The sequence below is a fragment of the Prevotella disiens genome (assembly GCF_900454955.1).
Taxonomy (GTDB): domain Bacteria; phylum Bacteroidota; class Bacteroidia; order Bacteroidales; family Bacteroidaceae; genus Prevotella; species Prevotella disiens.
In genome coordinates this window covers 150,338-162,957 of the sequence record NZ_UGTL01000002.1, presented here as the reverse complement: position 1 = coordinate 162,957, position 12,620 = coordinate 150,338, and the positions used below count along the sequence as shown (strand labels likewise).

The window sequence follows — 12,620 nt, the reverse complement described above, 5'->3', positions numbered from 1 at the left end:
TTCCAAATATCACAATCGTTTTATTTCGTCATTACCTGCACCTTTACCTCGGTATTTATTACTTGCAGTATTAAAACTATAACGCAAAGTAACATAAAACGCTTGTGCAGTACCTTTCAAACATTTTGTAAAAGATAGCCCTGGAGAATTTGCACCCCAATATTCACGTGATGTATTAAAAATATCGCTTATTATAAACGATAGTTGTAAACCACAAGGAAAATCTTTGACAACTGAAACAGAGGTATTTAAATTAGAATATCGATAAACCAATTCATCATTACCAGCAGATTTACCTACAAGATTAAAGGTTGCAAAGAATGATTTAGAAAACGACAGCATATTTTTAAATGCGTAAATTAATAAAGGTTTTGTATAACTCATTCCTTTATAATTAAGATGTTGAACATATCCGCCCAATGTAACAGTAGGTTTCCAAATTCCAAAAGTTGAGCTATACGTGGCTTGAACTCGCAAAGAGCTATAATCTGTATTAATATGTGTACTCAACGCAATGGGCTGATTGTCTATCAATGCTTTATAAAAACTAATACCATCTTTCAAGTAAACATAGTTTGCACTCATCACAAAATCTTTACAACGTAGAAGCAAACCTAAATCATACTTATAGCAAGGACGCAATGAGGGGTCGCCTCTTTCATAAGTATATCGGTCGTTGTAAGATATGCTGGAACGCAATACGCTATATGAAGGACGCATTATAGTAGAACGAAAAGATAGAGTAGCTCCGAATTGCTCTTTAGAATAACTGAGCGAAAGCGTTGGCAATAAACTGCTATACTTTTTAGATTGCTCTGCTTGCTTGATGTTATTCAACTTATAATTGAAGTTCACCCACTCATAACGCAATCCCATATTCGTACTCCAATGTTTCCATTGTTTGCTGTATTGTCCAAAAAGAGCTATCGAGTTTTGTATTGTTTGATTATTATTTGATGAAAGTATTGTAACGTGTGCGTCATCAGTAAGGTCAAACTTTTGTTTGCTATTACTATATATGTATTCTTCTCCAAAGGTAAATTTACCAATAGAAGATGGCTTAGACAACATTATATTTTCTGCATACACGTTCGACTTCCTATCGTTTTGACTTCCTACAATTACAGTTCTATTTTGTTCCATCTCCGTTGTACTAAGGTCGGTTATGAGGTTAAGACCTGCATACGAAACATTTGCTTCTATCTGCCATTTGTTTTTAAAAGTTCTTAGAAAATATCCCGTTACATTATGTTGCCCACCATAATTATTCTGAAAATAAAATGTATTCATTATATGGTCACCTTCTAAATCGGAAGAGCGAAGCTCTCCATTAGAAGTATAAGGCATTTTAATGGTTCGAGAATAGAAATACTTCATTCCTGCATACAAGCTATTGTCATTCGATGCATAATTTATTCCTACCACAGGAACAATATATTTAGCGGTAGACTTCATTGCAACTGTGCTATTTACAGCTATGGTTTTATCTAAATATGAAAGTAACATTTTATTTGTTTGGTCGCCTTCATTTCTACTTTCACGATAGTAGGTTGAAGCAAAAACATCAAAACCATTCTTACGATAATTAAACTTAGCAAAATTTTCTTGCGCAAATCTATGTGTTTGAATACCCGACCATTGAAACAAGCCTGACCAACCATCACCTTGGTTACGAATAGTGGTAATACGTATCACAGCCCCTACATTTGAAGCATAACAACTACCTGGATTCATTATCACCTCGACATTCTTTATTTGGTTTCCTTTCAATCCTTTCAGTTCTGTATTATCAGTTATTTTTCTACCATCAAGATAGATAAGAGGGCTGCCTTTGCCCAACACACTTATCACATCATTAGAGACATTAAGAAAAGGCAACTGATTGAGTACATCGGATAGTTCAGGAAGTTTGTTCAAAGCACTACCTTGAATAGTAGCACTAAGTCCTTCAGCTGTCATTCTATAAATACTTTGTTTTCCTTTCACAACTACTTCTCCCAACAGCTTGCTATCCTCAACCAAATTTATAGTAGCAGTAGGCTCACCAGTATAGTTTTTATAAAGCGTGGTATAGCCTATTGAGGAAAACCTTAATATACAGGGTACTGATTTACACTCAATGGAAAACTTACCTGTCTCATTCGTAGTTGTACCGCCAAGCAAGGTTGAGTCGGATACAGAAAGAACAGCAATATTTACAAAAGGTATTGCTTCGTTCTTATCGTTCACAACAACTCCATTTAAGACTTGCGCAGTCAATTGAATACTCACAACTTGTAGTAGTAAAAACAAAATACTTCTCATCGCTTTATATTATTTCTTAAATACATAAAGAAGACAACAAAATTATTATAACTCAAACACAAAAGATTAAAAGTTAATATTTTTTAACTCCAGCTTTGATGTTCTGTCCCCTTAAACCCAAATCGGTCGTTAGACTTCTTCGAGATTTGCGAGCTTATTTTGAGCTATTTTTGGTTGTTTTTGAAGACGTTTAGCGGGCTAAACAACTGAAAAAACAAACGAAAAGAGCCAAAATAAGGTGCAAAGACGAAGAAAAGCATAACATCTAAACGCTTTAAAAAGCCTTTGCGGGCTAATGACCGATTTGGGTTAAAATGTCAATCGGTCGTTAGAAGAAAAAGCATGAATAAGTAACCGCAGAGTCAACCAGCAAGTGCAAAATTATAAAACGTATTTGAAGAATTCATACTTTGGAGTAGAAAAGTTTAATTTTTCTCTCGGTCTTTCGTTTAATTTCTTTTGTATCGACATAATTCCTGATGAACCTATTTTTATGTTCTTGCTCATATCAAATACAAGTGAATTTTAAAACCTATTGTTTTGGCATTCAAAATAGGCTATTTTGGAGCTCAAAACAATAGGTTTTGAAAATAAAAGCATATCAACTGACTTTACCTAAATTTTCTATACACTTTTAGGCTATATAAACTAACTTTCTATGCACTTTCTTTTTTGCTATACTAAATTAGTAGACAGAGTCCTAAAGTTGCACTTAAAGTATGAGAGCTGGACTTGCTGACCCCCTACTTGTTGTTTGTCAAAATTGTATGCCCCTCAATGGGGCATGCAATTTTTTTCTTTCTTATCAGGGTTGCTGGCATGTGCTTTGCCCCTGACTTGTTGTTTGTCGCTGTAAAGTTACAATTTTGTTTTCTTTCGTCTCTTGTTTTTTATCATATTTTTTCTTTTTCCACTTTTTTTGTTGTGGTCCTTTCTCTTGATGCGCCATGGCAGGGGTTTTGTAGCCGATGCTCATGTGGGGGCGTTTGTTATTATAGAATTGTATGTATCGTCCGATAACTTCTTTTGCTTGTGCTTGGTTTGCAAATTGGTGGGTACGATAAACGTATTCTTCTTTGATAATACCATTTACTCGTTCGGCTATGGCGTTATCGGTGGGCTTGTAATCTTCTGTCATAGAGATGGATATACCATACGATTTTAAGACTTCAACATAGGCATCGCAGCAGTATTGTACGCCACGGTCGGAGTGGTGGATAAGTCCCTTTAGGCAGCTATTACCTGTGCTTTGAACTGCTTGGTCGATGGCTTGTTGGAGGGCTTCTATTGACATGGCTGCTTTTAAGGTATCGGTTAATACCCAACCTATTATCTTATGGGAGTAGGCATCAGTTATAAGATGTAGATAACAAACGCCTTGAGCCGTCCAAATATAAGTTATATCGGCTACCCATAGTTCGTTGGCAGAGTTTAGAGAAATGCCTTTTATAAGGTTCTTCCATTTATGATAACGATGATTGGAGTTGGTCGTATGCCGTACCTTAGGGGGAGGAAGCATCAACTTGTGTCTGCGAAGCAGGACATAGAAACGATCACGACCCATAACTGCCTCATAACCATAGATGTTTCTCATCATGAGCCAAAGCTTATAAGCACCGATACCAGGGTCTTCCGCCCTAATTTCGCAGACACTTTCAAGTACACGACGCTCGTTGGCAATATCCTTTTCAATATCAGACTTTAACTGGTAAAAAGACTGACGATGATGGTCAAATAGCTTACAAGCAAGCGTAACACTGAGGTTGTCTTGCTTGACCAGTGAAGTGGCTACTTGACCCCACATTTTTTTCTGATTGAAATGTTAAAGTATTCTTCTGCCTTATCAATGAGCATATCACGAGCTTTGGTCTCTAAACGAGAAATTTCCAAGGCTTTTTCTAACTCTGCATACTGCTTTTTCAATTCCGACAACTCTTTACGATAACCCTCTTTACTTATATTTGCCATGTCTATATCGAATGATTCAGAGGGCAAAGGTAAGCCTTTTTTCTCACAAGCGTAACGCTTTATCCAACTACTTAAGAGAGTTACATTGCAAATGTTGTGCAATTTAACAAACTTAGACTTACTCAAACCTGATTCGTAATACGAACGAACCAAACCTAAACGAGCTTCATCACTGTAATGTTTCCGATTTTTTACCATATTTCTTACTCATTTTATGCGCCGAAAATGTGTATAGAAATTTCAGGATAAGACAGGTTGATTTTTTCTTTTTTATAGAGCACTTCATCGTTCTATCCATAAGCTATTGTTGCAAAGCTATTGCAAACGAGGGCAAAAAAATGTATTTTCAATTTGCCGAGTGCAACTATGGGTTATGCAAAGATAGCGATTTAATTTTATAATTTCGCCCTCTGACCTATGAAAGTTGTTGTATGCACTAAAAAAAGAGAGGGGCATCTAGTTTGGCACACCCCCTTCTGCTATGCAATTCAGCCTGAATTCAAATGCCGTCAATGCTCTCCCTGGGGTTTTGACATCTGTTTTTTCTTTACATTTTAAGGACAGGAAACAGATTCTTTTAGTGAGCAGTTTGAGGTTGTCTGCCCCTGGGCAAGGCGTGTACTCGGGAAAGCATTCCTAAGCAGACGCTGCCAGCCGATAATCGCTCTTGTGTGGCTGAGCGGGTGTTTTCAAGGCACAAAAAAAAGCGACTCATTGAGCCGCTTCTTTTTAGTATGTTGTTATCAGTTTCCGCTATTACCAAGCCGGGCTTTTCAGCCAAGGGAGGAAATATTTCCCTCCTGCTGTTCCGGTTTGAAGATTCTGTGCAATACCATCAAGGTTGAAATCAGTGTAGGTTGACTTTGGCTCATTTGGCAGCAGGATTGTATTATCGTTGCTAAGCCAATAGGAACCCAACTGGAACTCACGTGAAATGATATCCTGACGATCCAGCTTCTTCCAGAAGTCAGGATGACAGATAAAATAACCTGCTACATTGAAGGACAGATTATAGTTTGGACCCAAATAATATGTTTCTACCTTTGCAACACCCAATTTAGCCTGAGGACCTGGGAAGGTCATCCTGACAGCCACCTTGTAGTTGTTTGTTGGGTTAGGGTCAATATCTTTCACAGGTTTCATATACATGATAGCATACATCACCTTGCTGTTTTTCTCAGCACAGTACCAGTTAGAGAACTTTCTTTGAACACCATTCAGGTCAACGAAGTAACGATGACTGTCAACGGTAAATGAGTTACCATATCCTGTTCCGGCATCGAAGGGGTCTAGTTTGCCTAACTTCTCGCCTTTGTCAAGCTGCAACTTAGGATTGTTGAAGACAGGGGTAAACTCGGTATACTTTGGCAATCTGTAGAGTTTGCTGCTCAGAAGAGGATAGTTTTTGTTGTCGACAGTCTGCCCCTGAGCAATCCTGTCAGCCTCGGTTCTTGTTTTTTTCTGCAGCCTATTACCGTACCTGTAAGCCCACAAACGCTCGATAGGGAGGTTAGGGCGGATGATCCTCAGCGTCATGTCATAGCTGGACCCCTTGCTGAGCTCGTTACTGAAGCTGCCCAAGAGATATCTGTTGCCCATATACGGACGCCATGTGTTTGGCTCAGTGGCATAAACTCCCGTATTGTTTGTAAAGTTCGTTCTTTTTGGATCCGTTACATCAACCTTTCCATAGAGGAGGGTCTCATTGACGATACCGACATGGTCGCTTGTCTTCTTGTAGTTGACAGGCATCAGGCAGAGAAGGAAACCACGGTTTGTCCTGGTGTTTGGTGTGTTAGTACCCGTTGATTTTTTATAGCTGTTGAAGTAAATGTAACTGTCGAGGTCGCTCTGACCGTTACGCAGCGTACCGTCATCCTTGCCCGAATTATAGTTGAGCTTGATGGTGCTTCTATAATGTTTTGCATTATACTTCTCGTAGACGCCAGACATACCGCTGATAGCCAGTTGGTTGTTTGGTTCCCAATAATCAGCTGCTAAGTCAGCATCCTCGCCAACGTTGTTGCCGACATTGAACTTATAAGAACCTGACGTACAGAAGGCATTGCTTTCGAGTGTGAGCTCACGGCTGATCTTTGTAGGAAGGGTCATACGGCTTTCCAATGACATGACAAGGAAGACACCCTGTGGCTTGAATACCATCTTGTTGCTTTCGTTGCTGAGTTTCAGCTTATTGCCGTTCTTGACAATGCGACGCCATGTGGTTGCAAAAGGACAAGGAGAAGTAAAGGTCTGACCCTTCTCAATCTGGTTGATTTCGGTTGGCATATCCACCTTCAACCCGTTATCGTTCTTCTCACCACCCATCAGCGACATAATGTACCATTCACCGTTAGCCAGGTCGCTCTTAATGTTCAGCTTGTTCAGGTTAAACTTTATGCCTGTAGCTTCCTTGATCACGCTCCAGTTTGCCTCGACAACTTCCTTGACATCATTATTCTTATTGTAGAGCACCACCACCGAAGGCATAGTCTTCTGTGTGATGTTCAGTTTCGGATACAGAACAGTCTTGCCCTTGATATTCTCTTCCGTAACCTTGAATGGCATAGCGGCCCTTGTTTTAGGTTCGTTGGCAGGCTCATTGGCCTGTGCTTCAATCTCCACTTCGTAGGTCTTCAATTCATTTGCAGATGTAGTGGTGGTTGTCATGGAATCGTAGTCTGTGCTTGTCTGGCTGCACGACACGGACAGCAGTGAGGCTAAGATAGCCATTGAAAAAACTTTAATAGACATATTTTTTTTAAGATGTTTCTGTTTTTATATTCTTGTTTCGTTATTAAAACCTGTATGAGTGTATAGACATTTGACATACGTTTGTCTATACGGAAGAGGATGCCTATTGGTCGTCTATCTCGTCGGTAAGGTTCTCCCCGTAATGAATGTCCTCAATAGTCGCTTTCGGATCTGAACCAGCCATCAGATGCACTGTTTCTATAGCCGTGATGTTGATACGCGGAGTAACGTACTGCTTACCTCGGTCTGATAGGGAATGGAATTCCTGCTCTTTGTTGTAGTTATAAAGCATAATGTAATTATTTTCTTAATTCCGCAACACTATTATAAATTAAACTTTTTAAGTATCTGAGCAACAATAAGTTGCTTGGGATTTTGTTATGTCAGAATTTTCACTTATCTTAGTGTTGCAAAATCAAACAAGCAAAAATCTGATATGAGGTGGCAAAGATACAAATTAAATCTGAGAAACTCACTCCTTTTGGGGGATTATTTTCAATCATAGAGCAAATTCAGTAATGAGAGGACGTGTAAACGCAATAAGGACGTTCAAGGGCTTAGTTGCGGATTTGAGGGTAAATGTTTTCCAAACAGAAATTTTTTACAGAAACAAGATTTCGGAATAAGAAGATTTTAACCAATAATAGGTAAACGGGAATACCTACAACAAGGTAGTTTGACAACCCGAAAAGCTAAAACAGCATTTTCCCCTCATCACATCTGGGTAAAATCTTCGTATTTTCTTACTTAAGATTTCATAATATTTAGGTATTGTCACATCGTATGAATCTTTATGTTTTTGTTTCCAAAAGTTAAGGATACCATTCTTACATGATAATATAAAACATATAATATAATAATGAACAAGAATTTACTTCTACTAGGACTTTTGTTCTGCGGACTTTACTCTTCCGCCTTAGCAGAAGAGAATGCAACCACAAACAAAGGAACAGAGTCTACCGTAAAAAGCGAAAGCAAGGACGACGATGGCAAAGTGAAGAAACTTGCCAACGCCCTTTCACGTTTATCTATCGGCGGATATGGCGAGGCTGTTACTTCGCGCAACTTCTACAGCCAGCACTTCAACCGCTACCGTAATCCTGCTACCTACAAGAATGACGACAGCCACGGACGCTTCGACCTGCCACACGTCACTCTCAACCTCGGCTATAACTTCGGCCATGGATGGACCATGGGTATGGAGATTGAGTTTGAGCATGGCGGCACAGAGAATGCCGTAGAGATTGATGCTGACGAGAGTGGCGAATACGAGGCTGAGACAGAGCGCGGCGGCGAGGTTGCCCTGGAGCAGTTTTGGATTAACAAGGCTTTCTGGGGAGGTAAGTTCAACATCAAGGCTGGTGAGATTATCATCCCTGTCGGAGAAATAAACGCCTACCACATGCCTAACGACTTCTTCTCCGTCTACCGTTCTGAGGGTGAAGCAAAGATGTTGCCAAACACATGGCACCAGGTCGGTATCTCTCTTTGGGGACGCATCAGCGACTGGCGCTACGAGGCTATCTTCACTTCCGGTCTTGATGCCGAGCGCTTTGGGCACAACTGCTACGTGCATTATGGCGCAACAAGCCCATACGAGTATAAGTTGGGAAATGTATATGCTGGTGCAGCACGCATCGACAACTATTCCATCCCTGGTGTCCGTCTCAGTCTGAGCGGATACTACGGCTATACTTTCAAGAACACGGAGCGAAAGGCAAGTGCATCTTATGATAAGGTACACGGAGCCTTGGCAATCGGAAGTTTAGGACTGGAGATGAAGCGCTGGAACTGGATAGTACGTGGTAATGTTACCTATTCTCATCTCGGCAATGCTGCCAAGATGACCACCTTCATGAACGCTTACCCCAAGCACACCCAACAGGACGGTTCGCCTTCAAAGCACTCTCCTATCGCAAGCAACGCCTACTCTGTAGGCCTTGAGGCTGGCTACAACATCTTCTCGCAGATTGGCAGCCTGAGCGACAAACAGAAGCTTTATATCTTCGGGCGCTATGAGGACTACAACACCTATGCCGCCGGTAAACAGAAAGTGGCTTACAAATACGACCGTGTTAAGAGAATGGCGGTCGGCGTAAACTACTCTCCTATCAAGCAGATTACAATCAAGGGAGAATACAGCAACCGCTTCCTCAGCCACGGCTACAACAACGAGCCAAGCGTTTCATTGGGAATAACCTATGCTGGATGGTTCCTGAAATAATTTAAAGTTTGGAATATAATATTAATTTAAGTTTCTGATTTGGAAAAGACATTAAAACGCCCATTTTATTCTGTACAGTCCAGTATTTGTGTAATGTATCTATGTCAATTACTTCAGTACTCTTAGGGAGATTACTCCAGTACTTACGCAAGAGTACTGCAGTACTTACGGGAGAGTACTGAGCAAGTTGACTTTGAAAACGACAATGACATTACTAAAATGGCGATGATATTAAAAACAAAATAAATGGTTTACTCTCAGTTTTACCATTACTCACATAAAAAAGAAAATTTAATAATAAAGTAAAAATCAAGAAAATGAACAATTTTTTTAAGTATTCAATGATGTTTGCAGCTGCATTGGCTTTCACAATGGGCTTAACAAGCTGCAGCGATGATGACAACGACGAACAGGAAGTAACAATCAACTCCAACGAGCTGAAGAAAGTCAACGCAGGCTATGTTGACAACACGATTGTTGCAACATACCGTAACCTTGCCGACTATAACAAGCAACTCGTTGCCGACCTCAACGCCATGTCTGACGATGCCGGCGTTGCAAAGGCTTGCGAGACATGGAAGCGGTCACGAAAATGGTGGGAGTTCTCCGAGGCTTTCCTCTTCGGAGCTGCCGGCGACTATGCTATCGACCCTCACACAGACACATGGCCATTCGACCGCACTCAGTTTGACAAATACATGAACAAGTATAAGGATGCTATGCTCGGAGAGGAAGGATATGAGGATGAGACTAATATCATCGACGAAGCTATCGCTACAGGACAGAACCTCACAGGCTTTCACGCTGTAGAATATCTTATCTTCCGCAACGGACAGCCACGTCACTTCGCTGACATGACACACAACGAAATCTACTTTGCCAAAGCTGCAGCACAGGATCTCTACCTCAGCTCCTTGAAGCTCGTTTCCGCATGGGGCGGCAAGGTTTCTGCCGACGAGCAGGCTCTCCTCGACAAAGTTGAATTCGCATCTTCCATCAACTATGGCGAGAACTTCAAGAACGCAGGCAATGCCGGTTCTACCTACTCTACCGTTGTACTTGCATCCAAGGAAATAATTGCCGGTGCAAACGACATCATCGGTGAGGTACGCGACTCTAAGATTGGTGCTCCTGCCACAGGTGCGGACGTCAACTACATCGAGTCTCCTCATGCCTATAACTCTATCCAGGACTTCTACGACAACATCATGTCTTGCAAGCACGCTCTCTATGGCGGCTGTACAGTCGACGGAACAACCCCTGAGGCAAAGTCTCTCATCGGCGTCTGTCTGAAAAACGACAAGACCAAGGCTGCCGCACAGAACGTCATGACTAACCTTGAGAATGCTCTATCCAAGATCAGCAACATGAAGAAGCCATTCGTTCTCTACTACACAGACCAGAGTGCAAGAGATGCAATGGAAGCTCTCGACGGACTGGAGAAGTCTCTGAACGTCCTCAACAATCTGCTCGACTAACAAGTCCATAGGATAAACATCCGAAAGAACATTAAAAATTTTAATAACCGTTGGTGGTCTGCTCCAAAACAGCCACCAACATTTCACGTCTAACAATAAACAACATTATGAAACAGATCTATTTAGTTCCTGCGTTGTTCTCGGTATTGGCATTAACAGCCTGCACCGATGACGACAAGCTCGACACCAATCTGCCGGAAGCCATCTACGGTAAAGCCAGCGATTGGTACTATGCCGGAGGAAAACTCGGCACGACAAGCATCCAGTCTGCCTACGCCTACCGCCAGGCTACCCAGGCTGTTGAGGACGCTGGTCTGTCGCTGAACTTCCAGATTGGCGAGTCGCTCTTCGAGAAAGACTACAACACGTCCAACGACGCCTTCGCTGGACTCGGTCCTGTCTACGTGCGCCGCGGCTGCCTCTACTGCCATCCCAACTATGGCCACGGTAAGCGTCAAACAGCCTATCGTGCCGATCAGGACGGCAACGGCTACCTGCTCGTAGTCTACGACAAGAAGACCAATGCCTATATCTATTCCGTAGCCGGAATGCCGCAGACCAAGGCTGTAAAGCCGTTCAAGCCTCAGATTGACGAGAGCAAGATCAATATTGAATGGAAGAACTATACAGACGAATGGGGCAACAAGTTCCCCGATGGCGAGACCTACTCGCTCATCTATCCTGAAGTTACCATCCCAGCCGACGCATACTACTCTCCCGTGACGGTGAAACGCAACGGACAGTATGTGGTTATCCCTGCCGACCAGGTGGCAAGTGAAATCGGCGTACGCCTGGAATCTACCATCGGAATCTACGGCACCGGACTTACCGATGCCATCCCCGACGACTCCATCACAGCAGAATGGAAGCGACAGAGCGAATACTTCAACTCCGTAGGCAAGACCAACGCCCTAAACCCTGCCTACTGGAGCCAGGCTGACAACAAGTGGGTCAGCTACTACGTGAACAAAGCCGGCGACAAGAAGCAGTATGTCCGTCGCTACACCTACGCCATAAGCCGCGGACCTATCCTCGACGGCCCCGGAGCAAACGCCATCTGGAACATCACGAACGTGACCCGTCCCGACCGCCGCTACCACTACTTGAGCCTCGACGGTACCATCTATGCCAAGTCGTCTATGGAAGACCCTGACGTTCAGGCTGGCTTTCCGGAATACATCAAGCAGATTGACCCGAACAACGCTCATCCTACGTGGCACACAGACGACGTGAAGCAGAACATCTACAACTACCTGATGGCCAAGGATCTCGATGCGGAAATGTCAAACCAACAGTACAAGAACTTCATGATATGGCACCGCGGACTTGCCGTCCCTGCAGCCCGCAACACGGGTACCGACCGCTTCAAGCAGGGCATGAAGCTCTTCAAGGAAATCGGATGCGCCAACTGCCACCGTCCGTCATGGACCACCGCCAACGACAACATCCAGGACCCTAACGGCATCTTCAAAAACGACGACATGCCACGCTATCCTCACCAGAAGATATGGCCATACACCGACTTCGTGCAGCACCGTCTCTTCATGGAGAACAACATCCGCACTGGCTGGTGCCGCACCACTCCTCTCTGGGGTCGCGGACTGTCTAAACTCTGTACCGGTGCCGAAGACCGTCTCCACGACTGCCGTGCACGCAACACCATAGAGGCTATTATGTGGCACGGCAACGCCAAGAGTGATGCTCGCTACACCATCGAGAAGTTCCGCAACCTCTCAAAGACCGACCGTGACAACATCATATTCTTCGTTGAGTCGATTTAACAAACACTTTAATACAAATATGAGCGTCTTTACCATCACCCAGGCGGTGAAACGCTCATAAATCCAACCGCACACTACCCATTATATACAATAAGGTGGCGTGTGGCTTTT

General features: G+C 42.7%; 9 protein-coding genes. 3 read left to right on the top strand and 6 right to left on the bottom strand.

Going from position 1 to position 12,620, the window contains the following annotated elements; all coding sequences use genetic code 11:
* Positions 1-9: 9 nt before the first annotated feature.
* The 6 genes from DYI03_RS11145 to DYI03_RS13765 all read right to left on the bottom strand — a co-directional run bounded on the left by DYI03_RS11145 (position 10) and on the right by DYI03_RS13765 (position 8,091).
* On the bottom strand, positions 10-2,304 hold the full coding sequence (locus DYI03_RS11145; RefSeq protein ID WP_021668291.1) for a TonB-dependent receptor domain-containing protein: 2,295 nt from the start codon (positions 2,302-2,304) through the stop codon (positions 10-12).
* An 805-nt stretch (positions 2,305-3,109) separates the two neighbouring features.
* A complete protein-coding gene (locus DYI03_RS11140) occupies positions 3,110-4,108 on the bottom strand; it encodes an IS3 family transposase (RefSeq protein ID WP_004355165.1) in 999 nt (332 codons plus the stop codon).
* Positions 4,093-4,470: a transposase gene (locus tag DYI03_RS11135; RefSeq protein ID WP_004355157.1), complete on the bottom strand. Its 378-nt coding sequence runs from the start codon at positions 4,468-4,470 to the stop codon at positions 4,093-4,095. The genes DYI03_RS11140 and DYI03_RS11135 overlap by 16 nt, the downstream gene beginning before the upstream one ends.
* A 558-nt stretch (positions 4,471-5,028) precedes the next feature.
* Complete coding sequence (locus DYI03_RS11130; protein ID WP_242401867.1) at positions 5,029-7,026, bottom strand: hypothetical protein; 1,998 nt, start codon at positions 7,024-7,026, stop codon at positions 5,029-5,031.
* Between the two features lie 103 nt (positions 7,027-7,129).
* On the bottom strand, positions 7,130-7,318 hold the full coding sequence (locus DYI03_RS11125) for a hypothetical protein (protein WP_021669467.1): 189 nt from the start codon (positions 7,316-7,318) through the stop codon (positions 7,130-7,132).
* 611 nt (positions 7,319-7,929) lie between these two features.
* A complete protein-coding gene (locus DYI03_RS13765; RefSeq protein WP_244916361.1) occupies positions 7,930-8,091 on the bottom strand; it encodes a hypothetical protein in 162 nt (53 codons plus the stop codon).
* A 133-nt stretch (positions 8,092-8,224) separates the two neighbouring features.
* Here DYI03_RS13765 and DYI03_RS11120 point away from each other — a divergent pair, with 133 nt between their 5' ends.
* The 3 genes from DYI03_RS11120 (at position 8,225) to DYI03_RS11110 (ending at position 12,509) form a co-directional block, all read left to right on the top strand.
* Entirely contained in the window at positions 8,225-9,250 is a 1,026-nt protein-coding gene (locus DYI03_RS11120) for a hypothetical protein (protein ID WP_244916360.1), read from the top strand.
* A 317-nt stretch (positions 9,251-9,567) separates the two neighbouring features.
* A complete protein-coding gene (locus DYI03_RS11115) occupies positions 9,568-10,728 on the top strand; it encodes an imelysin family protein (RefSeq protein WP_021669196.1) in 1,161 nt (386 codons plus the stop codon).
* A 107-nt stretch (positions 10,729-10,835) separates the two neighbouring features.
* Complete coding sequence (locus DYI03_RS11110; RefSeq protein ID WP_115367975.1) at positions 10,836-12,509, top strand: di-heme oxidoredictase family protein; 1,674 nt, start codon at positions 10,836-10,838, stop codon at positions 12,507-12,509.
* Positions 12,510-12,620: the final 111 nt, after the last annotated feature.

Coding starts and splice junctions, on each gene's coding strand:
- DYI03_RS11145 (WP_021668291.1), bottom strand. CDS start 2,304: ATGAGAAGTATTTTGTTTTTACTACTACAAGTTGTGAGTATTCAATTG.
- DYI03_RS11140 (WP_004355165.1), bottom strand. CDS start 4,108: ATGTGGGGTCAAGTAGCCACTTCACTGGTCAAGCAAGACAACCTCAGT.
- DYI03_RS11135 (WP_004355157.1), bottom strand. CDS start 4,470: ATGGTAAAAAATCGGAAACATTACAGTGATGAAGCTCGTTTAGGTTTG.
- DYI03_RS11130 (WP_242401867.1), bottom strand. CDS start 7,026: ATGTCTATTAAAGTTTTTTCAATGGCTATCTTAGCCTCACTGCTGTCC.
- DYI03_RS11125 (WP_021669467.1), bottom strand. CDS start 7,318: ATGCTTTATAACTACAACAAAGAGCAGGAATTCCATTCCCTATCAGAC.
- DYI03_RS11120 (WP_244916360.1), top strand. CDS start 8,225: ATGGAGATTGAGTTTGAGCATGGCGGCACAGAGAATGCCGTAGAGATT.
- DYI03_RS11115 (WP_021669196.1), top strand. CDS start 9,568: ATGAACAATTTTTTTAAGTATTCAATGATGTTTGCAGCTGCATTGGCT.
- DYI03_RS11110 (WP_115367975.1), top strand. CDS start 10,836: ATGAAACAGATCTATTTAGTTCCTGCGTTGTTCTCGGTATTGGCATTA.